The organism is Sphingomonas sp. GW821-FHT09E03 (assembly GCF_059416225.1).
This window is the reverse complement of record NZ_JBWKOS010000009.1, coordinates 95,774-121,926: the sequence shown is the minus strand read 5'-3', so window position 1 is coordinate 121,926 and position 26,153 is coordinate 95,774. Positions and strand designations below refer to the sequence as shown.

Sequence of the window (26,153 nt, the reverse complement as noted above, 5' to 3'; positions counted from 1 at the left end):
GCTAGCGCGCGGTAAAGCCGTAGCGGCGGAAGATCGCCTTGGCCTCGCCGCCGAGAAGGAAGCGGCGGAACGCCTCGCCATCCGGGTTGATCGACGCCTTCAGCCGCGCGATCGGATAGGTGATCGGCGGATGGCTGGTCTCGGGAAACACCCCGGCGATCCGCACCGCGGGCGAGGCCTTGGCGTCGGTGGCATAGACGATCCCGAGCGGCGCGGCGCCGCGCTCGACCAGCGCCAGCGCGGCGCGGACGCTGTCGCCGCGTACCACCTTGGGGCTCACTTGTGGCCACACGCCAAGCTTCTCGAGCGCCGCCTGGCCATATTTGCCCGCCGGCACCGGCGTGTCCGCCATCGCCAGCGGCCCGGCGCCGAGCACCCGCGCCAGCGCGGCCGGCGGTCGCAGCGGGATGCGGACGGCATTGTTCTTGGCGGCGATCACCACCAGCTGGTTGCCGAGGAAGGTCACCCGCGTGCTGGTGACAATCAGCTGCTTGGCGGCGAGATCGTCCATCCATTGCTGGTCGGCCGAGACGAACAGATCGGCTGATGCCCCCGCTTCCACCTGGCGCGCCAGCGCCGACGAGGCGGCGAAGGAGATCACCGGCCGGGCATGCCCCTTGGCCGCCCAGGCGTCTGCCGCCGCGATCATCGATTCCTTGAGGCTGGCGGCGGCGAGCACCAGCGGCGCGCTGCGCGAGCCTTGCGCCGAGGCGAGCGTCGGCAGCAGCATCGCCAATATCCCAAATGCCCTGCCGATCCGTCTCACCACCTGCGCCTCCGTCTAGCTGTATCCGGCGGTATAGAGCGGCGGCGGCCAAACGCTACCGGGTGCGTGCGGCAGGCTTAGCGCGACGCCTGCACTCTGCCCGTCCGCTGCAGCTTGCCCCAGCCGACCATCGGCCCGCGCACCGCTTGAGCGATCGCCTTCAGCACCACATAATACATCACCTGGCGGTAGCCGATCCGCTGCGGGATCAGCAGCCACAGCAGCCACCATTTCTCGCGCCGCTCGAGTGCAAAGGCGATGGTCGCGGCGAGCAGGTCGATCGCGGTGAACACCAGCCAGTAGATCAGCATCGTCTCGACATCATGGCTGGTCTGGGCCCAGCCATGCGCCTGCACCGCCAGCCATGTCAGCGCGAAGCTGACCAGCAGCGCCAGATCGATGATCGGCGAGATCGCCGCCAGCACGATCTGGAACACGATCGCCTGCGGCAGGCCGACCCAGCCGAGCCCGCGCGGTTGGCTGCCGCCGATCGCGCTGCGATGCTTCCACAGGCATTGCAGCGTGCCGAACGCCCAGCGGAACCGCTGCTTGGCGAGGCTCTTGAAGCTCTCCGGCGCTTCGGTCCAGGCGATCGCATATTGATCGTAATTGACCTTCCAGCCGGCGCGCTGGATCGCGATCGTCAGATCCTGGTCCTCGGCCAGCGTATCGTCGGGATAGCCGCCGACCGATCGGATCGCCGCCAGCCGCCACGCGCCGACCGCGCCAGGCACTACGGTGATCGCGTTGAGCCGGGCAAGCGCGCGACGCTCGAGATTCTGCGCGGTGATATATTCCAGCGCCTGCCATTTGGTGATCAGATTGACGCGGTTGCCGACCTTGGCGTTGCCCGCCATCGCGCCGAGCGCGGGATCGCTGAACCAGCGTGACAGCCGGGCGATGGTGGTCGGTTCGAACTGGGTATCGGCGTCGAGCGCGATCACCACCTCGCCGCGTGCGAGCTCGAGCCCGCGGTTGAGCGCGCGTGCCTTGCCGCCATTCTCCAGCGTCAGCAGGCGGACGCGGTCGTCGCCGGCAAAGGCCTCGGCCACGACCTTGCTGGTCGCGTCCTTGGAGCCGTCGTCGATCACGATCACCTCGATCTGCACCTCGGTGGAGGCGAGCACACCGCGCACCGCGCGTTCGATCACGCGCTCCTCGTTGAATGCGGGGATCATCACCGTCACGAACCGCTCGGGATCGATCGCCGGGAACACCGTGCGTCCCTCGCGGCGCGCCTGGAGCAGCGCCAGCGCCGACAGCGCCAGCGCGCGCAGGATGCCGATCGAGATCGCGATGCCGAACAGCCAGTGCAGCGCTACCACCATCCCGCCGAGCGTGGTGAACAAGGCAAGGTCGGCCCGCGCCGCCAGCTGGTCACTCGCGGAGATCACCGGCATCGCGGCGTCGCGCGACAGGCCGGCGAGCGTCGACACGGGCACGAAAGTGTAGCCGAGGCTGCGCAACCGATCGATGATCACCGGCAGCGCCGCGACGGTCTGCGCGCGATTGCCGCCCGCGTCGTGGAGCAGCACCACATTCTCGCTCTTCTCGGGCGTGCCGCTGACCACGCCCGCGATGGTGCGATCGATGATCTCCTGGACGCCCGGCCGCTTCCAGTCGCCCGGATCGACGTGGAGGCCGACCGAGATGTAGCCGCGCTGCTGTGCCTGGAGCGCGGGCACGATTTCGTCGGCGGTGGTCGGCTCGGCGTCCCCGAAATAGGGTGCGCGGAACAGGCGCAGCGAGCGGCCGGTGAAGGCCTGGAACAGGCGCTGGTTGGCGTTGAGCTCGAACCGCACCTGGCTTGGCGAGACGTTGGCGAGATTGGGATGGGTATAGGTGTGGCTGCCGATCTCGTGGCCCTCCATCACCATCCGCTGCAACAGCGGGCGCTGGGTCAGCGCATTCTCGCCGATTATGAAGAAGGTCGCGGGCACGTGCTCGCGCTTGAGGATGTCGAGGATCTGCGGCGTCCACTGCGGGTCGGGGCCGTCGTCGAAGGTCAACGCGATCTGCCGCGGCCGGTAGCCGGTGCGCTCGACCACATAGGATGACGGGAGTCGGTCGAAGGCGACATCGCCGATCATCCCGCCCGGGCCGGCTATCGCCCGCCGCTCGCCGGTGACCGGCTCGCTGCCGATCTTGAGGATCTCGCCCGCGCCCTCGATGTCGACGTTGGTGCCGGCGGGAATGGCGTTGATCGCCGACGGCGGCGGCAGCGTCCGATGGTCGCGGCCGAAGATCTCCCAGATGCCGGGATCCTCCGAGCCGAGCCGCCACAGCGCGACGCTGCCGACACCCGCGCGCTTGAGGAAGTTGATCTGGTTATAGGCACTGGCGGCGTCGAGCAGCCACACCTGGTGGCGGGTAGTGCCCTCCTGATAGGCGAAGCTGGTGTTGCCGCTGACATGGTCGAACATCGGCATCGCGCCCGAATCGAGCGCGGCCTGCCACGCTTCCTCGACGTCGAGCGGGTCGCCGGTGCCGCCATGCCAGTCATAGGCATAGGAGCCCACCGCGACCACCAATTTGGCCGCGGGAATGCCCCGCGCGGCGCTCGCAACAGTGCGTTCGAACCAACGCTGCGAGGCGATCGGCCCCGCCTCCCCCCCCGTCTCATGCTCATCATACGCCATCAGGAAGATTTTGTCGGTGACGCGGGCATAGGCCGGCAGGTCCCAATCGGGATTGCCGACCGGCGCGGCGATCGCCACCACCCAGCCGCGTGGCGCAAAGCGACGCTGTGCCTCGCCGAGGAACGTGCGGTAATTGGCTTGGGCGTTGGCGGGCAGATCCTCAAAATCGAAGAAGGCGCCGCCGGCGTGGTTGGCGGCAAGCCACGGCACCAGCCGGTCGAGCAACGCGCCTCGCGCGCGTGGGTCTGCGAGCAGCGAGGCGGTGCCCGCGCCGTCCCAGGTGCCGTTGATCGCATTCTGGATCATCGGAATGACGACGGGGCGGTGGATCGCGCGGTTGATGATCGCTCGTCCCGCGGTGTCGCGAAAGGCGGTGAGACGATGCTGCGGGCCGGTCACCGATACCCAGCCGGGGATCAGCCAATCGAGTTGGTTGATGTGGCGGGCGAGGCTGGCGTTGCTCGAATCATCCCATGGCGCGTGGAAGGCAATCGCGAGCGGCGGGTTAGCCGCGACATTGGTCTTGGTAATTCCGGCGCCAAACAGCTGGCGGGTGTAATAATCGAGCGAGCGGCGGGTGCGGCTCAGGATGCCATGCGGCGCGGGCAGCTTATGAAGCGCTGGCCGCTCGGGTTCGACCGGCAGCAACGGCGCGCTCGGTACCGCGCCGATCGACACCGCGAACACCGCAAGCGACAGCACCAGCAGCACGATGAAGGCGCCAACTCCCACCGAGAACCGCCGCCTGCGCCGGCCACTCGCATCGTAGAAGATAGGTCGCTGCGACATCGATTAACTCTCCCGGGCGCCCAGCCCTGCCTCCGCACTTATGGCGCGGATAGCTCGGGATGATGAAAACATTGTCATGATCGTACAAGTCTTTGCGATCGCAGCGCCGTATTGTTCGGCGTCGCGGGGACAGCTTGGCCACCGACCTGCCCTGTCACGGAGGGATCAGCCGAGCGCCGGGTGATAATGGACATATTTGCGGCCGAACAACGCAGAGCCGGCCACGAACTCGCGGTGCATCGCTTCGGTCACGGTTTCCGGATGGGCCTTGCCCTGCACCCAACTATCGGCGGTCGGCGTATCGCCGCCGATGCGGATGCCGAGCGGCGCCACCAATGAATGGAGCAGCATCTCGTCTGGGCAATCGCTGTAACGAAAGAGCCGCCAGAACCATCGGTTATGCTCAAGGAAGGTGAGCATCTTCTCCACGGTCTCGCGCTCTAACAGCCACCAGCAGCTGCCGCCGTACAACTGGATCCCACGCAGCTTGCTCAGCGGCTGGTCGGGCACATGCGGAAACAAGCGCCGCGCGATCCGCCAGGCAATCGGGTGTTGCACGTCGTGCAGCCAGCGCCTGGTGTAGCGTTGCAGCGGCTTGTGGCTCACCGGCATGGCGGTGCGTTCCATCAGATTGGCGGCGCCGCGGGGAAAGGATCGGATCCGCTCGCGGATCTGGGCGTCGGTCTTTACCGGAAAACATTGCCCGCTCATCAGGTAGAAATGGGTGATGCCGGGGTCGCGCAACGCCGCGCGCAGCAGCAGCATGACGGCGTCGACCTGGCTCAGTCCGCCCCAGTTCACCCGGACGCGGTCCTCGAGGAACACCGCCTTGCCCCTCAAGGCGTCGAACAACCCGATGTCCGCCTTGCGATCGATATGGACGTATGGCGACCAGAGTTCGCCGTCGAGCCGGTGGAGCAGCAACGCCAATTGATCGGGACGATGATAGGCGCGAATCAAGGCGGCGATCTTCATTGAGCAATCCTCAACACGGACAGCATATGGGTCATGTCGCGACACGGCGAGGACGGCGGCGCCACGCATTGTCGGCTACCCGCTGCAACTCTCGCCATGTCGGGTGGCGCAGCACGATCAGCATGGTCAGCCACAGGCTACCGCCGGCCGCGACAGACCCGGCGGCGATCGGGGCCGTCAGCATCTCGCCGCCCCGGGTGAGCGCGACCACCGGCAGGCAGGCCGCCAACGTACAGGCCGCACTCTTGGCCTGGACGGCGAGCAGCCCGCGCAGCGAGAAGCCGATGATCCGCCGGATCAGGCCGATATAGAGGAAGAACCAGATGACGGCGTAGACCAGCCGCGCCGCCGCGGCGGCCGCCAGCCCGTAGCGGACCAGGCAGATGAGACACAGCAGCGCCACTGCGGTATCCACCAGGTTGCGCACCAGCAATGCCTTGAGATGGCCGCCGAGCAGCGGCACTTCGGTGTGCAGCGGCAAAGCGAAGAAGAGGATTTCGCTCAGCGCCACCCAACGCAGTGGCTGCGCCGCCGCTCCCCAGCCTGGTCCATAGACCAAAGTGACCAGCGGCTCCGCCAGTAGCGACAGCAGCAGCATCGCCGGCCACATGACGCTCGCATAACAGGCGACCAGATCAAGATACGCCTCGCGCAACGCGCGCTTTTCGCGGATCATCTGCGCGAAATGGCTGAAGAAGACGGACGACAGGCCACCGTCAAGCAACGTGCGCAGCCCGTCCACCATCCCCGCCGCGCGACCGAACAACCCCACCGCATGCATGCCGAGCGCGCTGCCGATGATCAGGTCCGGCGCCCGCGTGCCGATGGCGCCGCTTGCCGCCAGCACCGTCGTGCCCGAGCCGAACGAGATCACCGGCCGCGCGCCCTTGAACGAGAGCGTAAAGCGAATGCGACGCCGCCCCAGCCGCTCGGCGATGGTCGCGCGGGCGAGCTGCTGCGCCAGGAAGCCCAACGCCAGCGATATTGGGCCATAGCCCCGGTACGCGCACAGGATCGACACCGCGCCATTGGCCCCTGCGGCCGCGAGGTTGATGATCGTCAACGTCCGATAGTCGACGGCGCGCTGGAGCACCGCGATCGGCACGGTGTTGAACGGCAGCAACAGAAAGGCGCCAGCGATCAGCAGCATGATGGGGATCAAGGCGGGATTGGCATAATACCAGGCGACCGGCCAGCTGAGGCCGGCAATGACCGCGCAGATCGCGACGCCGACGCATAGGGTAATGGTGGTGCAGGTGCTGAGCATCTGGTCGGTCAGCGTGTCGCAGCGCACCAGATAGCGGCTGAGCCCGAAGTCCTGCAGCGTCGAGACCATCGCCGCCGCCGCGAAGCCGACCGAAAAGGTGCCGAGCGCCGCGGGCGGCAGCAGACAGCGCGCGATCACGACGCTGACTGCAAAGTTGAGCACGAACACCAGCCACTGCCCGGTCACCGACCACAAGGCGGCCTGGCGTACCCCCACGATCAGCCCGCTGCCGATGACAGATAGGCGCGCGACAGGCTCGCAGCGAGCTGCCCCGCTCCCCGGAACTGGCCGTAGCGCAGCAGGCGCGCGATCGCGCGCGGCACCGGCTGGCGATCGCCCCCATCGGCAACATAGCGGGACAACAGCTTCGCGCCGCCCGAAGCAAGCGCGGGCACCGAATAAAGCAGCTTGGGCGCAACCTTCGCGCGCACCCGGCGCGCAACGTCGGGCGCCGCAAAGATCGCGTCGAGCTCGTCGAGCTGGTCGACATCGGGCAGCGCCTCAAGGGTCGCGGTCGGATCAGGGCGGCCCTGCCGGCGGGCCAGATACGCTTCCCAGGCAATCGCCGCGCCGATCGCGACCTGGAGCAGGTGGCGGACGGTGATTTGATCGTGGTTGATGCGATAGCGGTGCAGGATGTCGTCGACGCTGCACAACTTGGTGACCTCCGAGAGGCGCAGCCACAGGTCGTAATCCTCGCAATGGCGATAAAGCGCGCGATAGCCCCCGACCCGCTCGAACGCCGCCTTGCTGATCATCGCGCTGGGATGATTGATCAGCGGCTGCGACTCCATCGCGGTGAGGAACTGCTCGAACGATCGCGGATAGCGGTTGGTCACGCGGATGATGTTGCCGTGCACGTCTACATTGACCGTCTGAGCGCCGATGACGCCATGGTCGCGATGCGCATCCCAAAAGGCAAGCTGCCGCTCGAACCGCTGCGGCAACGATTCATCATCGCCATCCATCCGCGCGACCAGGTCACCCTTCGCCAAGGCGAACCCCCGGTTAAGACTGGCAACCAGACCGCGATTATCCTGTTCGATCAACTTGATCCGCCGATCAGTCGCGGCCAGACGACGCAATATCTCGGTTGATCCATCGGTCGAACCGTCATTGATGACGATGAACTCGAAGTTGCGGAACGTCTGCTTGAGGATACTGGTTACGGCGCGATCGACGAACGGCGCATCATTATAGATGCTCATCACCACCGACAGCCGCATCGTCCCGCGCCCCCGCCCCACCTGTCCGATCGTGCAATCGGCAGGAGTTTGACTAACAAGCGGCTATTATGCCGGGGACTTTAAGGGCCTCTATTTGCCTACCCCGCGGTGAATACTGGGGAAGGTCTTAGCCGCTGCTTTACAGCCGCCTTGAGGCAGGATCGGATCGTCGCCAGGCGGGCGCAATACAAGGCCGCAGCAAGGTCAGGGCAGGCGATGCAGGAATGCACCAAAGGCAATGCGAGCAACAGCCGGTTGGCCGTCAGCTGGCGCTTTACGCTATGATGACGAAATTGGCTGGGGCGGCAGGATTCGAACCTGCGGATGGCGGCACCAAAAGCCGCTGCCTTACCACTTGGCGACGCCCCACCAGGGAGGCGGCCTTATAGCCGTGTCTGCGGGTGTGAAAAGCCCCGCCGGCAAAGCTTTTCGGCCACCCTGCCCATCCGTCAGCCGAGCCGCTGCAGCCAGCCGTGCGGGTCCGGCGCGCGGCCGCGCTGAATGGCGGTGAGGGCGTCGAGCATGCGCTGGGTGACCTGCCCGGTGCCGCCGCCGCCAATCGCGAACCGGCCTTCGGGGCTGGCAACCTCGCCGATCGGCGTCACCACCGCGGCGGTGCCGCAGGCGAACGCCTCGACCAGCTGGCCGCTCGCCGCGTCGGCACGCCATTGCTCGATCGAGTAGAGCTCCTCTCGCACCGTCATTCCTTGGTCGCGGGCGATGCGGATGATCGAATCGCGGGTGATGCCGGGCAGGATTGTCCCGGTCAGCGGCGGCGTGAGCAGCGATCCATCGTCGAACACGAAGAACACGTTCATGCCGCCGAGTTCCTCCACCCAGCGCCGCTCGACCGCGTCGAGGAACACCACTTGGTCGCAGCCCTCGCGGATCGCCTCGGACTGGGCGAGCAGGCTGGCGGCATAATTGCCGCCACATTTTGCAGCGCCGGTGCCCCCCGGCGCGGCACGAGTATAATCCTGGCTGACCCAGATCGACACCGCTCTCGCGCCACCCTTCCAATAGGCGCCGACCGACGAGGCGATCACCATGTATAGATAGTCGGACGAGGGTTTCACGCCGAGGAACGCCTCGCTCGCGAACATGAACGGTCGCAGGTACAGCGCGCCGCCGTCGATCTCGGGGATCCAGTTCCGCTCGGTCTCGACCAGCAAGCGGCAGGATTCGAGGAACAGTTCCTCGGGAAGTTCGGGCATTGCCAGTCGGCGGGCCGAGCTCTGGAAGCGGCGAGCATTGGCATCGGCGCGGAACAGCGCGGTGCCGCCATCGTCAAGGCGATAGGCTTTCAACCCTTCGAAGATCTCCTGCGCGTAATGGAGCACCGCGGTGGAGGGATCGACCGTGATCGGCGCGCGCGCCGTGACCTTGGCATCATGCCAGCCACTGCCGTCGCTGTAGCGGATCACCGCCATGTGATCGGTGAAGACTCGGCCGAACCCGGGATCCACCAGCCGTGCGCTGCGCTCGTTGGCGGTCACCGGCGTCGTGCAAGGCTCGAAGCGGAACGACGACGTATCGGCAGCGACGATCGGGGCAGTGGACATTGATATCTCTCGGCAACGGGGCTTGCCGTCGCGTAGGACCGATGGCTAAACCGGTCAACATGGCTGCCACAGCACCTTCCGCTTCCGCCCAGTTTCTCCGCGAACCCGAACTTCGGCGCGGCATGGAGCTGCTTTATTTCGGCCACAGCCACCTCACCCGATCGGTTGACGAGGGCTTGGCGGCGCAGGGACTGGGCCGCGCCCACCACCGCGCGCTCTACTTCATCGCGCGAAAACCCGACCTGACGGTAAGCGAGCTGCTGTCGCTGCTCGCGATCACCAAACAATCGCTCGGCCGGGTGCTCAACGAGCTGACCGAACGCGATCTGGTCGAGACCCGTCCGGGCGAGCGCGACCGTCGCCAGCGGCTGCTGCGGCTCACCGCCGCGGGCGCGACGATGGAATCCGACCTGTTCGAAGCGGTGCGGGTCAAGATGTCGGCCGCCTACGCCAGTGCCGGCCAGGAAGCGGTGTCCGGCTATTGGGCGGTGCTGGAAGGCATGATCCCCGAACACGACCGCGCACGCGTGCTGGGCCTGCGCTCGTGAATGAAAGGCGACGATCGGCAGAAAGCTGAACGAAGGTCTCGCCGATGCGACAATTGGTGACCATTTGTCACCGCCTTAGGGACAGGCCTGCGACAACCAACTCCTAGATAGGTGTCGACGCCGATGATGGCGCCGAGACCTGAAGGAGCAACACGATGAGAAAGCTGATCCTGAGCGCGCTAGCCGTGACCATGGTGGCGACCCCGCTCGCCGTCTCCGTTGCGGAAGCGGCGCCGCTGCAGCAGCGACAGACGACGCTGGCCCGCGACGATGGCCGCGGCCGTACGGTTGTCACCCAGCGCACCGTCAGCCGCCAGCCGCAGCATCGCGGCAACTGGCGCCAGGGCGAACGGTTCGACCGCCGTTACGCCAGCAACTATCGCCAGATTGATTACCGCCAGTATCGCGGGCGGCACCTCTACGCCCCGCCGCGCGGCTATCAGTGGGTCCAGTCGGGCAATGACGCGGTGCTGGTCGCGGTGACCAGCGGTCTGATCGGGGCAGTGCTGAGCGGCGCGCTGCGCTGACCTCCGCACCACCTTGCGTTTACCGGCAAAATCGGTATGTGACCCTCAGCCGGGGCGGAAGCGACAGCTTTCCGCCCCTGTGCTGTTTTGCATTCAAGCCGCAATTCAGATGAAGACGACAGCCGGAGGGGCGTGGCGCATGGGGCGTCCGTCAGCGATCGGTCAACAAAGGAAGCAGCATGGCTCTTTACGAGCACGTGTTCCTTGCGCGCCAGGATCTGGCACAGGCGCAAGTGGACGCGCTGGCGGAAGCCGCCACCAAGATCGTGCAGGACAATGAAGGTCGCGTCGTCAAGACCGAGACCTGGGGCCTGCGCAGCCTGGCGTATCGCATCGCCAAGAACCGCAAGGCGCATTATGTCATGCTCGAGATCGAGGCACCCGGTGCCGTGATCGCCGAGCTGGAGCGCCAGACCCAGATCAACGAGGACATCATCCGCTACATGACCGTCAAGGTCGATGAGCTGGAAGAGGGCCCGACGGTGATGATGCGCAAGCAGGAGCGTGATCGCGAGCGTCGTGGCGACCGTGAAGGTGGCCGTGATGGCGCACCGCGTGGTGACCGCCCCGATCGTGGCCCCCGTCGTGACCGTGAAGAGGAGGCCGCATAATGGCTCGCCCGTTTTTCCGCCGCCGCAAGTCGTGCCCGTTCAGCGCCAAGGATGCGCCCCGGATCGACTATAAGGACGTCCGGCTGCTTCAGGGCTTCGTGTCCGAGCGTGGCAAGATCGTCCCGTCGCGCATCACCTCGGTGAGCGCCAAGAAGCAGCGCGAGCTCGCCCAGGCGATCAAGCGTGCGCGTCATCTGGGCCTGCTGCCCTACGTCGTTAAGTAAGGAGTCCGATACATGGACGTCATTCTGCTTGAGCGCGTCGAGAAACTCGGCGCCATCGGCGACGTGGTGAAGGTCAAGGACGGCTACGCCCGCAACTTCCTGCTCCCGAACAAGAAGGCGCTTCGTTCCAACGACGCCAACCGCAAGGTTTTCGAATCGAACCGCGCGCGGATCGAGGCCGACAATGCGACCCGTCGCGTCGACGCCGAGAAGGATGCCGGCAGCTTCAAGGACGCCACCGTCGTCCTGATCCGCCAGGCATCGAACACCGGCCAGCTGTACGGCTCGGTCGCTGTGCGCGATCTGGTCGAGGCGCTGGTCGCCGATGGCCACAAGGTGACCAAGAGCCAGGTGGTCCTCGACAAGCCGATCAAGTCGATCGGCCTGTATGAAGTCCGCGTGGCGCTTCACCCCGAGGTTCAGGTGACCGTCAAGGTCAACGTCGCCCGCTCGCCCGAAGAGGCCGAGATGCAGGCGTCGGGCGTCGACGTCATGGCCTCGATGTTCGAGCGTGACGAAGCCGGCTTCGTCGAGGATTACGATCCCAACGCCGAGCCCGGTGCGACCGCCGAGGTCCAGGCCAACGAGGAGCCGGCGCAGGGCTGACGCCCTTGCCGCTTCGCCAACTAAAAGGGCCGCCCGGAGATGATCCGGGCGGCCCTTTTTGTTGGCTGGACGGCGACTAGCCGATCACGGGCAGGTCACGCAGGCGCCGACAACCGCAGCAAGCGGGATCAGCGCGAGAATGACCGGAACGAGCTGCTTCATGGCGACCATACCTCAGAGGATTTGGTGCTGAAATGCCCCACGCCGCAAAAGGTTTCAGGGAGATGAACGGCTCCGCTCAGGCTGTTTCACGCGGCGAGCGCTCCGGCTGCTCGATCGACGAATGGCTGAGAAATGTCAGGATGTCTGTTGCCGCCCGATGCGCCGCGCCGGGCGAGGTGTCGCCGAGCGATCGCGCCGTCAACTCGCGTTGCCGCTCAATGTACAGATGGTGCCGCGCCGGCGCGTCGCGCACCGCCTGCATCAGTTCGTCGGGATCCTCGACCACGTCGCCCAGTTCCCAGAACCGAAAATGCGGATCGCGGCGCCAGTCCACCCGATGCGCGTTGAGGAACACGCAGGGCCGCGGGGTGGCGAGGAATTCGTACACCTGGCTGCTGACGTCGCCGATATAGATCGCCGCGGCAGTGGTGTAGCTATTGTCGACCGATCGATCGGACTCCGGATCGATCAGGATCGTCGGCGTGCTGCGCGCCCGCCACTGGTCCCGCCGTCGTTCGGAGCGCCGGCGGAACATCTTCACGTGCGGCGCGACGATCAGATTATAGTCGTCCTGCGCCGCGAAGGCGCTCAGCATCGGTTCGATGAAGCGGCCCCAAGACTGCAGCCCGCGCACCTTGTGCGGGTTATAGAGCACGATCGGCCGTTCGTTGGCGAACAATGGCGTGCCGACGGCGGCGAGGCGGCGGCTGGTATCGAGCTTCGGATAGCCCGGCGCCGTGATGTGCCCTGGGCGGGCGACGCCCATGTCGAGGAAGCGTCGCTTCATCTTCTCGCCCTGAACGATGATCAGGTCGAACCTGGCGCGTCGCGGCATCGACGGGACGTGACGATCGCCCGCGCCGTGAACGATCAGCACCCGCGCCGGACGCGCCGAGCGCGGCCGATCACCGAACAGGATCTCCGCCGTATCCTCAAGCGAGATCACTGCGTCGTGCTGGTCGAGCGCAGCCTCGTTGGCCCGCAACACCGCCTCCTTCGCCAAACCGAACACCCGCAGCCGCTGCACGGCCTTCGTGATTGGGGTACGCGTCAGCCGCACATAGGTCACCGGCGGCGCGCCATAGGCGCGGCGAATCCGCTCGAGGTGATGCGGCACGTTCTCGTCGTTATAGTAGAAGGTGACGGTGACGCCCGGGCGGCGCATCAGATCGAGCGCGATGGCGGCGCCATGATACACCTGGTAAGCTTCGGCAATGAAGAGAAAGGCGAGATTCATCGCGGCGATATAGTTTCCCGAACGATGATCGGAAGAGGCGCGGACCGCGCACCCGGGCAATCGATGCAGCCCGCTAAAGCCTCACTTCCGCCCGAACAGCTTTTCGATGTCGCCATGCGCAAGCTTCACCCAGGTCGGCCGGCCGTGGTTGCACTGGCCCGAATGCGGCGTCACTTCCATCTCGCGCAGCAGCGCGTTCATCTCGGCGACCGAGAGGATGCGACCGGCACGCACCGAGCCGTGGCAGGCCATGGTGCCGGCCACCGCGTCCAGCCGTTCCTTTAACGACAGCGCCTCGTCGAATGCGGCGAGTTCGTCGGCAAGATCGGTGACCAGGCCGGTGGGATCGGCCTGGCCGAGCAGCGCCGGTGTCGAGCGCACGAGCATCGCGCGCGGCCCGAACCGTTCCAGATAGAGGCCGAACTCGGCAAGCTCGGCAGCCCGCGCCTCGAGCCGATCGCAAGCGGGCTCGTCGAGCTCGACCACTTCGGGAAGCAGCAACGCCTGCGCGGCGACCTGGCCGCCAGCGAGACTCGCGCGCATCCGTTCCAGCACAAGGCGCTCGTGCGCGGCATGCTGATCGACCAGCACCAGGCCGTCTTCCGCCTCGGCGACGATGTAGGTCTTGGCGACCTGGCCGCGGGCCACGCCGAGCGGATGAGCGATGGGCTCGGGCGGGGGTGCCCAGGCAGGCTCGGCGCGGGCCTGCGGCGGCGGCGCGAAGAAGGTCGGCCGGTGATCGGCGACCGCGCCATAGTGCCGGTCGGCCAGCGCCAGCCGTCCCGCCCCGCCCTCGCTTGCCCAGCCACCGAACGGCGCCGGTCCGCTCACCGGCGGCGCGCCGACGGTCTCCGGCTGCCACATCGCCAATGCCGCGTCGCCGACGCGCTGGACGCTGCGATGGCCCGCCGCATCAAGCGCGCGGCGCAGGCCGCTGACGATCAGGCCGCGGACCATGGTCGGATCGCGGAATCGCACCTCGGTCTTGGCCGGATGGACGTTGACGTCGACCTGGTCGCTCGGGACATCAAGGAACAGCGCGACCACCGCATGGCGGTCGCGCGGCAGCATCTCGGCATAAGCGCCGCGGATCGCGCCCATCAGCAGCCGGTCGCGCACCGGTCGACCGTTGACGAACAGATATTGGTGATCGGCGACGCCGCGGTTGTAGGTGGGGATGCTCGCAACCCCGCCGAGCACCAGACCCTCGCGCTCGAGATCGATCGTCACCGCATTGTCGGCGAGCGCGCGATCGGTGAGCGCGGCGACGCGCGCCGGGCGGTCGTCGGCCTGTGTCGCGGCAAGGGCGCGGCGCCCATCGTGCTCGACGGTGAAAGCGAGGTCGGGCCGTGCCATCGCCAGCCGGCGGACGACATCGAGACAGGCGGCATATTCGGCGCGCGCCGAGCGCAGGAACTTGCGCCGCGCCGGCACTCGGGCGAACAACTGCTCGACCACCAGCCGGGTGCCTGGCGGCAATGCCGCCGGCCCCTCGCGCACCAGCTCGCCATTGTCCACCGTCCGCGCCCAGCCCTCGGCGCCGCGGGTCCGGCTCTCGATCGTCAGCCGTGCGACGCTGGCGATCGAGGGCAGCGCCTCGCCGCGAAAGCCGAGCGTCGTCACCGCCTCGATCGCCTCGTCGGGAAGCTTGGAAGTGGCATGACGCTCCAGCGCCAGCGCCATCTCGTGGGGCGCCATCCCGCAGCCGTCGTCGGCGACCTCGATCCGCGCCAGCCCACCCTCGGCGAGCACCACCGCGATGCGCGTGGCACCGGCGTCGATCGCGTTCTCGACCAGCTCCTTCAACGCGCTGGCGGGCCTTTCCACCACTTCACCGGCAGCGATGCGGTTGACCAGATGTTCGGGGAGGCGGCGTATTGACACGGAGCAAGCTCTATCCCAAGCGACGGCCTCCCGCGACCCCGCAAATACGTGATGGACACCGTAGCCGCCACGGCTTGCGACGGCTGCCGGGACCGAGCACGAACCCGAGCCCCAACACGGAACCCTGCGCCCGATGGCTTTCCCCCGCTTCTTCAAATTCATGTCGCACGACATGGCGATCGATCTCGGCACGGCGAACACCGTGGTCTACGTCCGCGGCAGGGGAATCGTCCTCAACGAGCCGTCAGTGGTGGCAGTGGAAACGATCAACGGCGTCAAGCGGGTCAAGGCCGTCGGCGACGATGCCAAGCTGATGATGGGCAAGACCCCCGGCACGATCGAGGCGATCCGGCCGTTGCGCGACGGCGTGATCGCCGACATCGATGTTGCCGAGCAGATGATCAAGCACTTCATCCAGAAGGTCCACGGCCCACGCCGCTTCGCGCGCTGGCCCGAAATCGTGATCTGCGTGCCGTCGGGCTCCACCAAGGTCGAACGCCGCGCGATCCGCGATGCCGCATCCAATGCCGGCGCCAGCCAGGTGTTCCTGATCGAGGAGCCAATGGCCGCGGCGATCGGCGCCGACATGCCCGTCACCGAGCCGATCGGCTCGATGGTGGTCGATATCGGCGGCGGCACCACCGAGGTCGCAGTGCTCTCGCTGCGGGGCCTTGCCTATACCACGTCGGTGCGCGTCGGCGGCGACAAGATGGATGAGGCGATCGTCAGCTACGTGCGCCGCAACCACAATCTGCTGATCGGCGAGGCCACGGCCGAGCGGATCAAGAAGGAGGTCGGCATCGCCCGGCCGCCCGCCGACGGCATCGGCAAGACCATCCACATCAAGGGCCGCGACCTCGTCAACGGGGTGCCCAAGGAAATCCAGATCAACCAGGGCCAGATCGCCGAGGCGCTGTCCGAGCCGGTCGCAACGATCGTCGAGGGTGTGCGGGTGGCGCTGGAGAATACCGCGCCCGAGCTCGCCGCCGACATCGTCGACCAAGGCATCGTCCTCACCGGCGGCGGTGCGCTGCTCGAGGGGCTCGACGAGGTTCTGCGTGACGAGACCGGCCTGCCCGTCACCGTGGCGGAGGATCCGTTGACCTGCGTCGCCCTCGGCACCGGGCGGGCGCTCGAGGATCCGATGTTTCGGGGCGTGCTGCAGAACGGGTAACGGAACGGGAAGGAGCGGCGGATGGCGCCTGCCCGTGATCGTCGCACCGGCTTTTCGCGGCGGCGGCAATATTCGGCGTTTCTCGGCTACGTCCTCGCGGTCGCGGGGGCGGTGGTGGGGGCCGTGCTGCTGGTCGCCTCGACCGTCAACCCGCCGCTGTTCGCCAGCGCGCGAATGATGGTGGCGAGCGTCACCGCACCGGTGTCGAGCGTGCTCGACAGCGTGGCGAGTGCCGCCGCCAGCGTGCCGCAGGAGATCGGCACGTATTTCCGCGTCCACGGCGAGAATGCCGATCTGCGCGCCGAGGTCGCCCGCCACCGCACGCTGCTGCTCAAGGCCCGCACCATCGCTTATGACAACCGCCGGCTCCGCGCGCTGCTGCGGGTCCGCGATCGTACCCCCGAGGCGCTGGTCACCGCGCGGCTGGTCAGTTCCACCGCGTCGAGCGGCCGCCGCTTCGCGATCCTCAACGCCGGACGCCTGCAGGGGGTGACCAGCGGCATGCCGGTGCGCGGGCCCGACGGTCTCGTCGGCCGGATCCTCGAAGCCGGGCCGCTGGCGGCGCGGGTGCTGCTGATCAGCGATCCCGAGAGCCTGGTGCCGGTGCGCCGCACGCGTGACGGTCTTCCCGCGATCGCCGCGGGGCGCGGCGATGGCCGGGTAGACATCCGCTCGGTCAATGCCACCAATGTCCGCTTCGCGCCGGGCGACCTGTTCGTGACCTCGGGCACCGGCGGCCTCTATCCGCCGGGCGTCGCGGTGGCGCAGGTTGGCACGGCTGGCTCCGACAGCGCGGTCGCGATCCCCTACGCCTCGCCCGATTCGCTCGACTTCGCCACTGTCGAACGCCCGTTCATGCCGCTGCCGGCGCCGGCGCCGCGGCCGACCGCGTCTTCGCCCGTGCCGGCGTCCGCCCCATGAGCCGGCCGCCGCTGGTCAATACCATCGATTACCGGCCGTTCGAGCAGGCCCTGCCGCCAGGCCGCGCCCGTGCGCTGCCCTGGGCGACGGTGCTCGGAGGATCACTCGTCACCTGCCTGCCGATCGTCGCCAGCCTGCCGCTGCTGCCGCCGGTCGGCTTGCTGATGCTGCTCACCTGGCGGCTGCTCGCGCGCTTTGCGCTACGTCCCTGGGCGGCGGCGCCACTCGGGCTGTTCGACGATCTGGTCAGCGGCCAGCCGCTCGGCAGCGCGATGCTGCTCTGGTCGCTCTGCTTCATCATCATCGAACTGATCGAGCAGCGGCTGGTCTTCCGCGACTTCTGGCAGGATTGGCTGATTGCGGCCGGCTGCATTGCCCTGTGCCTTGAAGTCGGCCGCTGGATCGCACTTCCGTTCGGCGCGCGGGTGGACCCTGTGCTAATGGCTCAGATCATGATCACGGTGATGCTCTTCCCCCTCACCTCCCGCCTGGTCGCCTGGATCGATCGCAAGCGAGGCGCGCCCGCGTGAGACGAACCCCACGCATCGTGACCGAAGCGATGCAGGCCTATAGCTACTCGCGGCGCGCTTGGCTGCTTGGCACCGCGCAGGCCGGTGTCGGCGCGCTGCTCGCCGCGCGGATGGGCTGGCTGGCGATCGCCCAGAACGAGAAGTACAACATTCTTGCCGAGAGCAACCGGGTCAACATGACCATGGTGCCGCCACGGCGTGGCTGGATCGTCGACCGCCACGGCCTGCCGATCGCCAACAACCGCACCGACTTTCGCGTCGACATCATCCCCGATCGGCTTGAAGATGCAGACCGCGTGCTGGCGTTGCTGGCGCGACTGCTCGCGCTGCCGGCCGAGGAGATCGACCGGATCAAGCTCGATCTCAAGAATGCGCCAGGTTTCCAGCCCGTTCAGGTCGCGGAAAACATCGACTGGGAGCGGTTCGCCGCGATCAGCCTGCGCCAACCGGAGTTGCCGGGCGTGGCGCCTACCCGCGGATTTGCGCGCAACTATCCCGCCGGTGCCGCCGTCGCGCACCTCACCGGCTATGTCGGCGCCGCCAACGCTGAGCAATACCGCAAGACCCGTGATCCGCTGCTCGTCACCCCGGGCTTCAAGCTCGGCAAGGACGGGCTGGAGAAGATGCTGGAGGCCGATCTGCGCGGCAAGCCAGGCGCCAAGCGGGTGGAGGTCACGGCGCGCGGCAAGCTGGTGGCGGAACTCGCCACCAAGCCGGACGTGCCGGGCAAGACCGAGCGGCTGACGATCGACATCGGCCTTCAGGAATATGCGGCGCGGCGGCTCGGCACCAACTCGGGCTCGGCGGTGGTGATCGACTGCCGCACCGGCGAGATCCTCGCGATGGTATCGATGCCTGCCTATGATCCCAACAGCTTCTCGGACGGGATCAGCCACCTCGAATGGCAGATGCTCAGCGATAACGACCACGTGCCGCTGATGAACAAGGTGACGCAGGGGCTGTATCCGCCCGGTTCCACCGTCAAGCCGATGAACGGGCTGGCGCTGATGGCGCATGGCGTGGATCCCCATGCGCGGGTCAGTTGCTCGGGCGCGCTCAGGGTAGGTACCGGCGTGTTCCACTGCCACAAGAAGAGCGGCCACGGCCCGCTCGATCTCAAGAACGCCATCATGCAGAGCTGCGACATCTATTTCTACGAGATGGTCCGGCGGATGGGCTATGACAATGTCGCGCCGGTCGCACGGATGATGGGGCTCGGGCAGAAGTTCGATCTGCCTTTTTCCACCCAGCGGTTCGGCACGGTGCCGGACGGCGCCTGGAAGCTCAAGAAGTATAAGGCGAACTGGACGGTGGCCGATTCGCTCAACGCCTCAATTGGTCAGGGCTATGTGCTCGTCAATCCGATGCAGCTTGCGGTGATGGCGTCGCGGATCGCATCGGGGCGTCACCTCACGCCAAGCCTGCTTGCTGCCCGGATCGATCGCAACGCGGCGGCCCTACCCTTCCCGTCCGAGAACCTCGCGCTGATTCACGAGGCGATGTGGGGCGTGGTCAACGGCGGCGGCACCGGCGCCGCGGCACGGATGTTTACCCCCGGGATCGCGCTTGCCGGCAAGACCGGCACCGCCCAGGTGCGTCGCATTACGATGGCCGAGCGCCGTTCGGGCGTGCTCAAGAACGGCCAGCTGCCCTTCAAGCTGCGCGACCACGCAGCGTTCATGGGGTTCGCGCCCGCGGATAACCCGCGCTATGCGATCGGCATGGTGCTCGAACACAACGGCCACACGGTCCGCAATCTCGACGCGCCTGCCGTCGCCCGCGACATCATGACCTATCTGTTCGACCGCGATCGTGCGGTGAAGAGCCTCGCCGAAGCGGAGCCGACCTGGGGCGGCGACATCCAGATGCGCATGGCTGCAGACGCGGCGGCGTATCGCGCCGCGCAGGCGCCCCCGCCTGCCGCCAATGCGACCAAGACCGACGCGGTGGTGCCCAGCGACGCCCCCGCGGTCGAAAACGCCACCGACCTTGCCAATGCCAGCCAGGCCGCGCTGTCGTCGCCGGGCAACACCGTCGCCGAGGACGGCACCACGGACCGCGACCCATGAGCATGACCGCATGAGCAGCCGCATCATTCCCGAGCCGCTGGCGCGACTGCCCTGGCGGGTCCTGTTGCTCGTCGTCGCGATCGGCACCTTCGGCCAGGTGGTGCTCTATTCAGCGGCAGGGGGCAGCCTCCACCCCTGGGCATTGTCGCAAGGGCTGCGCTTCTTCGTGCTGCTCGGTGGCGCCATCGTCGTTTCCTACGTGCCCGAGCGGATCTGGAAGAATGCGGCGCTGCCGACCTATGCGGTGATCGTGGTGGCCCTAGTGCTGGTCGAATTGGTCGGCGCAGTGCGCGGCGGCAGCCAGCGGTGGCTCGATGTCGGCATCAAGCTGCAGCCATCCGAGTTCATGAAGCCGGTGATCGTGCTCGCCTGCGCCCGCTTCTATGACATCCTCCCGCCCAACGAGACTCGGCGGTTCAGCGCGATCTGGCCGGCGGCGGCGATGATCGGCGTCCCCGCGGCGCTGATCATGAAGCAGCCCGATCTCGGCACCGCGCTGATGATCTGCGTCGGTGGTGCGACCGTGATGTTCCTTGCCGGCATCCCCCTACGCCTGTTCGTCGGCGGCGCGGCGGCCGCAGCAGTGGCGATCCCGCTCGCGATCAACTACGTGCTCCACGATTATCAACGCAACCGCATCCTGATCTTCCTCGATCCCGAGAGCGATCCGCTCGGCACCGGCTACCACATCAGCCAGTCGAAGATCGCGATTGGCTCAGGGGGAATCTGGGGCAAGGGCTTCCTACAGGGCACGCAGAGCCACCTCGATTATCTGCCCGAAGGCCATACCGATTTCGTGTTCGCGACGATGGCGGAGGAATGGGGCTTGGTCGGCGGCTGCCTGCTGATCCTTGCCTTCATGCTGGTGATCCGCTGGGGCATCAACGTCGGGCAGGCAGCCAGCACGCGCTTCGCCCGGCTGACTGCCGCGGGGCTCTCGACGACGATCTTCTTCTACGTCGCGATCAACCTGATGATGGTGATGGGCCTGGCGCCGGTGGTCGGCATCCCCCTGCCGCTGGTCAGCTTCGGCAGCTCGGCGCAGCTGACAGTGATGCTGTGCCTCGGCATCCTGATGTCGATCGACCGGCAGAACCGGAAAATCGCGCGCTGGTAGCGAAAAAGGGTTTGCACGATGGGAAAGCGATGCTAGTGGCGCGCCTCCCGACGGGGCCGGCGCTTCCAACCGCCAGCCAGACAGCCCCGGCGATGGACGCATAGCTCAGTTGGTAGAGCAGCTGACTCTTAATCAGCGGGTCCTTGGTTCGAGCCCAAGTGCGTCCACCAGTTTCTCCAACGGCTCCGCAGCAATGTGGGGCCGTTGTGCATTAAGCGTCCTCTGCTATTCCCCGTTGCGGGGTGACAGGCTCGGCAAACGGATTTTACCCATGGCAGCATTCAAGGCACCCGATTTTAACCAGCGCGCCGCCGCAGCACGCGACGCCAAGCAGCGCGCGCTCGAGCTGCTGCGCAACAAGCCTGCGCCCGATCCGGCCGTCGTGGCCGAGCGCCAGGCCGCCCGCGCCGCCCGTGAGGCGGCCGAGGCCGAACGCCGCGCTGCCAAGGCCGCTGCGATCGAAGCTGAGAAGGCTGCCAAGGCTGAAGCCAAGGCCGCCGCGGAGGCTGCCAAGGAGGCAGCCAAGCCCAAGCCGGTGACGTTGCCTACCGCCGCCGAGCTCAAGGCCGCCCGCGACGCACGTTACGCCGCCCGCAAGGCCCGCGCGCGCTGATCTCAATCTCGGGCGGGTTCGCTGCCCGCCAGTGATCCGCACATCATGCAGGTCGCTATAACGGGCGGCTCCGGCGCGCCGATCCGGGTTGCCGCCTAGCTGCAGGCGATCGCAGCGCGGGCGACCGGTCGCGCCGAAAACCCCAGCAGATCACGGATGGCGGCGCGCTCCTCGGCGAGGTGGCCCTTCATCGTTTCAGCCATTGCCGCAGCGCCGACGCGATACCAGTCCCACCGGGCATGAAGATCAAGGTGGCGCGCCGCCCCCACGAACTCGCGATACTCTTCGCCTGCAGCGATGCACGCGGACTTGAGCCGCAGACCGGCCCGGCCGCGCTCACCGCCGGCAGCGATCGCCACGGCGAAGATGTCGCGATGCTTGAACAACGCATAGTCCATCGCGAGCCGCGACATCTCCATCCGCTTGTCGGCGAGCGCCGCAACGAAGGCATCGGATGGTTGCGTTTTCGCCAGCATCGGCTTGGCCCAAGCCAGGATCGCCAGCAACCGCCGCTGGTGCTGATCCAACTGCCGCGCCAGTGCAGCGGGAGTGTCGGTGGATCGATGCTTCACGATCAGCCGGCCAGGGTCGATAAAATGGGCTGCGCGTTTCTGTTGGACATCCATCGGTAATCGGCAGCGCGCGCGATTGTTCCACGCCGGGCACTTTGCCGAGCCAATACATGTGGTTAACAGCTGCGCCGGGCCGAGCTGACGGTGTTCAGGCCGCCTCCAGCGCCGCCACTACCGCCCGAATGATCGCACCGCGATCATCGCCGGCCGCTTGTTCGAGCTGAGTTTCCAGCGCCGACGCCCGTGCGCCGAGATCACGCTCGTTGAACATCGCCGCCGACCCGGCGAGCTTGTGTAGCAGGCTGCCGAGCTGCGCGACGGCGTCTTCGCCGAGCTGTTCCGAGGCGGTCAACGTCCGCGCGAACGTCGCCAGCTCGGCCTTGCGCGCGTCGAACTTCGCCTGCAGCGCCGGGCTGATCGAGAAGGCCGGCGCTGCAACCACCGTGCCGCGTGCCGCCGCCGTCCAGGCCTGGATCGCGGCGGCAAGGTCGGCGAGCTGCACGGGCTTGGTGAGATGAGCCTGCATGCCTGCGGCGAGGCACGCCGCGACGTCGTCGGCATAGGCGTTGGCGGTCAGCGCCAGGATCGGCAACCGTGCGGCAGCGATCCCTGCCGCACGGATCTTCCGTGCCGCCTCCAGGCCGTCCATGACCGGCATCTGCATGTCCATCAGCACCAGGTCGAACCCCGCTCCGGACTGGTCGGCCATCACCGCCGCCTGCAGCGCCTGCAGACCGTTGGCCGCAATCACCGCTTCATGACCCAGTCGGCCCAGCATCGCCGTCATCAGCGCCTGATTGACGTCGTGGTCCTCGGCGACCAGCACGCGCAGCGATCGTGCCGATACCGTCTCGGTGTCCTTGATCCCGGACGTCGTCGCGTGAGACGTGGCCGCGATCAGCGGCAGCCGCAGCGTGAAGGTAGTACCGACCCCTTCGCGGCTGGCGAGCTCCAGGCTGCCGCCCATCAGCGTCGCCAGCTGGCGGCTGATCGCGAGGCCGAGCCCGGTGCCGCCGAACCGGCTCGCGGTGGACTGCTCCGCCTGCGTGAATTGCTCGAACACCGCCGCCTGGCGATGCGCGGGGATGCCGATGCCGGTATCCTCCACTTTGACCTCGAATGCTTGCCCCGCCCCATCGGCGACGACCGCGGCGCTGAGGCAGATGCTACCCGTCTGGGTGAACTTTACGGCATTGCCGAGTAGATTGAGCGTGATCTGGCGCAGTCGCAGGCCATCGAGGAGGACGCAGACCGGCAGCGCCTCGTCGATGCGGACCACCAGCGGCAGCTCTTTCTGCGAGGCGGCCGGCTGGATCAGCTTGGCGCAGTTGCGCAGCGCGTGCCGCAGATCGATCGCTTCGGGCGAGACCTGCATCTGCCCCGCCTCGATCTTTGACAGATCGAGGATGTCGTTGAGCAGCCGCATCATCGCCCGACCCGAATCGACGATTAGTTGGGCGTGGTGGCGCTGCTCAGCGCCGATGTCGCTGTTGAGCAGCAGATCGGCAAAGCCGAGCACGCCGTTCATCGGCGTCCGGATTTCATGGCTCATGTTGGCGAGGAAGCTGGATTTGGCGCGCGCCGCGGCCTCCGCATGAACCCGGGCGGAGTCCAGCTCGAGTTCGAGCCGCTTGCGCTCGGTGACATCGCGGAGCGACGCGATCAGTTCCTGCGGCGCCCCGGTCTCCGCATCGCGCACCAGCCCCGAATGCGCCTCGATCCACAGGTCATGGTCGGGTTCATCGGCGCGGTGGCTGCGGTAGGTGATCACGCCGCGCTCGATCTCGCCCGAGACGAACAGGTCGTGGAAGGTCATCATCTCGTCGCGATCCGCTTCGTGCACCCATTCGGCGATCGTCCCCCCCACCATCGTCTCGGCGTCAATGCCAAGCACCTCGCGCACCGATGGCGAAGCATAGGTGCACCGGCCGTCCAGATCGATCCGCAGCACGGCATCGGTGGCATTTTCCGCAAGCAGGGCGAGTTCCCGTTCCGCGACCTCACGGCGGAGAATGTCCGCCTCCAGGCGTCGATTGGCCTGGCTCAGCGCCAGCATCCGCTCCTGGCGATCGCGCCACACCAACAGCCCGAGCAGAAGCACGAACAGGCCGCAGCCGATCAGCACCCCCAGGATCGGACGTTGCAGGCCCTCGGCACGCCTCAGCCGGATCGCGAGCAGCCGCAGTTCCTCGGCGTCGATCTGCTTGATCACGGCGATGGTATCCGCCGTCGATCTGCTGCTGGCGGCGGTGCGCAGGTCGGCGACGGCGTCATCGGCTCGCCCGGCATCGTACAATCGCACGGTCGCGACCGCATCCTTGAGCCGCGCTGCCACCAGCCGCGACAGCGTCGCGATACGCGCCTGCTGGCCGGGATTGTCGGCCGTCACCATGCGAAGCGCCACGAGGGCCGGTATCAGCGCGTGTCGGCTCTCCTCAAGCGTCGCACGCGCGTCGGGGTCGCCGGTCAAAAGATAGCTGCGGCGATACACTTCGGCACGCAGCAAGGTGATCCGGACCTGCGCCAGATGCTCCCTGACCTCGAAGGTATGACGCACCCAGGCGTCTGCGGTCTGCTTGCGCGCGGCAAGCCACAGGCCGGATCCGGCGCATGCGCTTAACAGCATGAAGGCGATGATCATCACCGCCTGCGATCGGATCCACTTCGCATACATCGCCGGTCTCCTGCGATCTCCGCAATATGGGCGACTGGTTAACAGGTTGTTGAGCTAATTACGGCATCCAGGAGCCGAAAAGTCGCGCGGCGATGCGTCATTTACGTGGCATTCCGCGTTGTTATTCAGAGCCTCTTGGGCTCCCGAATGGTTATCGATGCGTACAGAGAGGTAGGATGGCCCGGATCATTATCGCCGATGACGACGAGATCGTGGGGGAGATCGCCCGCGACGCGCTGATCGCCGCCGGCCATGGCGCCGGCTTGCTGGCGGATGGCGAAGAGGCCCTCAAGGTGATCAAGGCGCGCAAGCCCGATGCCGTGGTGCTCGATTGCAACATGCCGGGCCTGTCCGGCGTCCTGCTTGTCCAGGAGCTGCGGCGGATGCCCGATTTCGCGCGCCTGCCGGTGTTGATGCTGACCGGCCGCCAGGGTCAGCGCGACGAGGAACTCGCCCGCTTCGCCGGTGCCGACGATTACATGAAGAAGCCGTTCGACCCCGATGAGCTGGTGTTCCGGGTCGAGCAGTTGCTGGCGAAAGGCTGAGCCGGGCCATGGCACGTATCATCTATGTCGAGGACGACGATCTGGTCGGCAAGCTCGTCCAGCAGGTGCTTACCAACGCTGGGCATCTGATCGGCGTGGTAAGCCACGGTACGCTGGGCTTCGAGACGATCGCGTTCAAGAAGCCCGATCTGGTGATCCTCGATCAGGCGCTGCCGGGCATGCAGGGTCTTGAGATCCTCAAGGCGCTGCGCGCGTTGCCTCAGCTCTACCTCACCCCGATCATCATGCTTACCGCCAAGGGCGATGAGCAGCATTGGGACGCGGCGATGGGCGCGGGCGCAAATGATTACCTGGTAAAGCCGTTCGATGCGGCGGATCTGATCCTGCGGGTCGAGACGGTGCTGCGCGAGAACAGCTTCCACCGTCCTGCGCCCGCTGCGGCCCCTGCGTCAGTCGTCGAGCAGCCGACGGGTGATCCGCTCGGCTAGCTCGAGCAGGGTCGTTTCCTGTCCCGCGGTGATGGCAGAACGCGGCGTGGCGTCGATCGCACACAAGGCGCCGAGGGCGGTGCCGCAGGGGCTTACCAGCGGCGCTCCCACATAGAAGCGGATATGGGGAAGACCCACCACCAGCGGATTGCCGGCGAACCGCCGGTCAGCCGCGGCGTCGAGCACGCAGGTGAGCCCTTGTGGCTGGGCGACGACATGGCTGCAAAAGGAGATGTCGCGGTCAATCTCGTCATGATCGAACCCGATCCCGGCGACCACCCGCATGCGTCGCGCCGTGATTACCGTCGCAAGTCCAGTGGTCGTGCCGAACAATGCCGCAGCGTCGCTGACGTGAACGCCGACATCGCGCGCGTGTTGCTCGGTCAAATTCGCACTGACGCGCTGCGCCATCACGTCGCGTTCGTGGGACAGCCGAGGGGCCAACGCATAGAAAGTCACGGTCGTT

Annotated in this window: 24 protein-coding genes and 2 tRNA genes; 14 read left to right on the top strand and 12 right to left on the bottom strand. The window is 66.9% G+C overall.

Features of this window, described 5'->3' with window-relative positions:
- Nucleotide 1: 1 nt before the first annotated feature.
- The 7 genes from modA to AC07M8_RS16185 form a co-directional block, all read right to left on the bottom strand.
- Entirely contained in the window at nucleotides 2-730 is a 729-nt protein-coding gene (gene modA, locus AC07M8_RS16215) for a molybdate ABC transporter substrate-binding protein (protein WP_495175350.1), read from the bottom strand.
- 113 nt (nucleotides 731-843) lie between these two features.
- Nucleotides 844-4,194 carry a polysaccharide deacetylase family protein gene (locus AC07M8_RS16210; RefSeq protein WP_495175349.1) on the bottom strand — a complete coding sequence of 1,117 codons (3,351 nt, stop codon included), beginning with the start codon at nucleotides 4,192-4,194 and terminating at the stop codon, nucleotides 844-846.
- Between the two features lie 165 nt (nucleotides 4,195-4,359).
- A complete protein-coding gene (locus AC07M8_RS16205) occupies nucleotides 4,360-5,169 on the bottom strand; it encodes a beta-1,6-N-acetylglucosaminyltransferase (RefSeq protein ID WP_495175348.1) in 810 nt (269 codons plus the stop codon).
- Nucleotides 5,170-5,200: 31 nt separating this feature from the next.
- A complete protein-coding gene (locus AC07M8_RS16200) occupies nucleotides 5,201-6,652 on the bottom strand; it encodes an oligosaccharide flippase family protein (RefSeq protein WP_495175347.1) in 1,452 nt (483 codons plus the stop codon).
- A gap of 2 nt (nucleotides 6,653-6,654) precedes the next feature.
- Nucleotides 6,655-7,662 carry a glycosyltransferase family 2 protein gene (locus tag AC07M8_RS16195; RefSeq protein WP_495175346.1) on the bottom strand — a complete coding sequence of 336 codons (1,008 nt, stop codon included), beginning with the start codon at nucleotides 7,660-7,662 and terminating at the stop codon, nucleotides 6,655-6,657.
- A gap of 294 nt (nucleotides 7,663-7,956) precedes the next feature.
- Nucleotides 7,957-8,031: transfer RNA gene (locus AC07M8_RS16190), tRNA-Gln, on the bottom strand.
- An 80-nt stretch (nucleotides 8,032-8,111) separates the two neighbouring features.
- Nucleotides 8,112-9,224 (bottom strand): branched-chain amino acid aminotransferase, encoded by a 1,113-nt coding sequence (locus tag AC07M8_RS16185; protein ID WP_495175345.1) that lies wholly within the window; start codon nucleotides 9,222-9,224, stop codon nucleotides 8,112-8,114.
- Nucleotides 9,225-9,283: 59 nt separating this feature from the next.
- Here AC07M8_RS16185 and AC07M8_RS16180 point away from each other — a divergent pair, with 59 nt between their 5' ends.
- The 5 genes from AC07M8_RS16180 to rplI all read left to right on the top strand — a co-directional run bounded on the left by AC07M8_RS16180 (nucleotide 9,284) and on the right by rplI (nucleotide 11,740).
- The gene (locus AC07M8_RS16180; RefSeq protein ID WP_495175344.1) at nucleotides 9,284-9,772 is read left to right on the top strand and encodes a MarR family transcriptional regulator; all 489 of its coding nucleotides are present in this window, start codon (nucleotides 9,284-9,286) and stop codon (nucleotides 9,770-9,772) included.
- 155 nt (nucleotides 9,773-9,927) lie between these two features.
- Nucleotides 9,928-10,299 carry an RcnB family protein gene (locus tag AC07M8_RS16175; protein WP_495175343.1) on the top strand — a complete coding sequence of 124 codons (372 nt, stop codon included), beginning with the start codon at nucleotides 9,928-9,930 and terminating at the stop codon, nucleotides 10,297-10,299.
- A gap of 179 nt (nucleotides 10,300-10,478) precedes the next feature.
- Entirely contained in the window at nucleotides 10,479-10,910 is a 432-nt protein-coding gene (gene rpsF / locus AC07M8_RS16170) for a 30S ribosomal protein S6 (protein WP_267395515.1), read from the top strand.
- The gene (gene rpsR, locus AC07M8_RS16165; protein WP_007403456.1) at nucleotides 10,910-11,134 is read left to right on the top strand and encodes a 30S ribosomal protein S18; all 225 of its coding nucleotides are present in this window, start codon (nucleotides 10,910-10,912) and stop codon (nucleotides 11,132-11,134) included. Before rpsF ends, rpsR begins: the two co-directional genes overlap by 1 nt.
- Before the next feature lie 12 nt (nucleotides 11,135-11,146).
- Nucleotides 11,147-11,740 carry a 50S ribosomal protein L9 gene (gene rplI / locus AC07M8_RS16160; RefSeq protein WP_267395516.1) on the top strand — a complete coding sequence of 198 codons (594 nt, stop codon included), beginning with the start codon at nucleotides 11,147-11,149 and terminating at the stop codon, nucleotides 11,738-11,740.
- A 238-nt stretch (nucleotides 11,741-11,978) separates the two neighbouring features.
- On the opposite strand, the gene AC07M8_RS16155 is transcribed toward rplI, so the two are convergent.
- Both AC07M8_RS16155 and mutL read right to left on the bottom strand, forming a co-directional pair.
- On the bottom strand, nucleotides 11,979-13,139 hold the full coding sequence (locus AC07M8_RS16155; protein ID WP_495175342.1) for a CDP-glycerol glycerophosphotransferase family protein: 1,161 nt from the start codon (nucleotides 13,137-13,139) through the stop codon (nucleotides 11,979-11,981).
- Nucleotides 13,140-13,220: 81 nt separating this feature from the next.
- Nucleotides 13,221-15,023 (bottom strand): DNA mismatch repair endonuclease MutL, encoded by a 1,803-nt coding sequence (mutL, locus tag AC07M8_RS16150; protein ID WP_495175341.1) that lies wholly within the window; start codon nucleotides 15,021-15,023, stop codon nucleotides 13,221-13,223.
- A 133-nt stretch (nucleotides 15,024-15,156) separates the two neighbouring features.
- Here mutL and AC07M8_RS16145 point away from each other — a divergent pair, with 133 nt between their 5' ends.
- The 7 genes from AC07M8_RS16145 (at nucleotide 15,157) to AC07M8_RS16115 (ending at nucleotide 21,447) form a co-directional block, all read left to right on the top strand.
- Nucleotides 15,157-16,197, top strand: coding sequence for a rod shape-determining protein (locus AC07M8_RS16145; RefSeq protein ID WP_267395519.1), 1,041 nt, complete (start codon nucleotides 15,157-15,159; stop codon nucleotides 16,195-16,197).
- A 21-nt stretch (nucleotides 16,198-16,218) separates the two neighbouring features.
- Nucleotides 16,219-17,118, top strand: a complete 900-nt coding sequence (locus tag AC07M8_RS16140) for a rod shape-determining protein MreC (protein WP_495175340.1) — start codon at nucleotides 16,219-16,221, stop codon at nucleotides 17,116-17,118.
- The gene (locus AC07M8_RS16135; protein WP_495175339.1) at nucleotides 17,115-17,648 is read left to right on the top strand and encodes a rod shape-determining protein MreD; all 534 of its coding nucleotides are present in this window, start codon (nucleotides 17,115-17,117) and stop codon (nucleotides 17,646-17,648) included. Before AC07M8_RS16140 ends, AC07M8_RS16135 begins: the two co-directional genes overlap by 4 nt.
- Before the next feature lie 29 nt (nucleotides 17,649-17,677).
- On the top strand, nucleotides 17,678-19,717 hold the full coding sequence (gene mrdA, locus AC07M8_RS16130) for a penicillin-binding protein 2 (RefSeq protein ID WP_495175364.1): 2,040 nt from the start codon (nucleotides 17,678-17,680) through the stop codon (nucleotides 19,715-19,717).
- A 10-nt stretch (nucleotides 19,718-19,727) separates the two neighbouring features.
- On the top strand, nucleotides 19,728-20,834 hold the full coding sequence (rodA, locus tag AC07M8_RS16125) for a rod shape-determining protein RodA (RefSeq protein ID WP_495175338.1): 1,107 nt from the start codon (nucleotides 19,728-19,730) through the stop codon (nucleotides 20,832-20,834).
- Between the two features lie 94 nt (nucleotides 20,835-20,928).
- Nucleotides 20,929-21,004, top strand: a tRNA-Lys gene (locus AC07M8_RS16120).
- A 101-nt stretch (nucleotides 21,005-21,105) separates the two neighbouring features.
- Nucleotides 21,106-21,447: a DUF6481 family protein gene (locus tag AC07M8_RS16115; RefSeq protein WP_495175337.1), complete on the top strand. Its 342-nt coding sequence runs from the start codon at nucleotides 21,106-21,108 to the stop codon at nucleotides 21,445-21,447.
- Between the two features lie 95 nt (nucleotides 21,448-21,542).
- Here the strand turns inward: AC07M8_RS16115 and AC07M8_RS16110 are convergent, their stop codons facing one another.
- Both AC07M8_RS16110 and AC07M8_RS16105 read right to left on the bottom strand, forming a co-directional pair.
- A complete protein-coding gene (locus AC07M8_RS16110) occupies nucleotides 21,543-22,019 on the bottom strand; it encodes a hypothetical protein (RefSeq protein WP_495175336.1) in 477 nt (158 codons plus the stop codon).
- Nucleotides 22,020-22,167: 148 nt separating this feature from the next.
- Nucleotides 22,168-24,693, bottom strand: a complete 2,526-nt coding sequence (locus AC07M8_RS16105) for an ATP-binding protein (RefSeq protein ID WP_495175335.1) — start codon at nucleotides 24,691-24,693, stop codon at nucleotides 22,168-22,170.
- Between the two features lie 176 nt (nucleotides 24,694-24,869).
- On the opposite strand from AC07M8_RS16105, the gene AC07M8_RS16100 reads away from it, so the two are divergent.
- Entirely contained in the window at nucleotides 24,870-25,238 is a 369-nt protein-coding gene (locus tag AC07M8_RS16100) for a response regulator transcription factor (RefSeq protein WP_495175334.1), read from the top strand.
- A gap of 8 nt (nucleotides 25,239-25,246) precedes the next feature.
- Nucleotides 25,247-25,687: a response regulator gene (locus AC07M8_RS16095; protein WP_495175333.1), complete on the top strand. Its 441-nt coding sequence runs from the start codon at nucleotides 25,247-25,249 to the stop codon at nucleotides 25,685-25,687.
- Here the strand turns inward: AC07M8_RS16095 and AC07M8_RS16090 are convergent.
- Entirely contained in the window at nucleotides 25,649-26,146 is a 498-nt protein-coding gene (locus AC07M8_RS16090; RefSeq protein WP_495175332.1) for a GAF domain-containing protein, read from the bottom strand. The genes AC07M8_RS16095 and AC07M8_RS16090 overlap by 39 nt on opposite strands.
- Nucleotides 26,147-26,153: the final 7 nt, after the last annotated feature.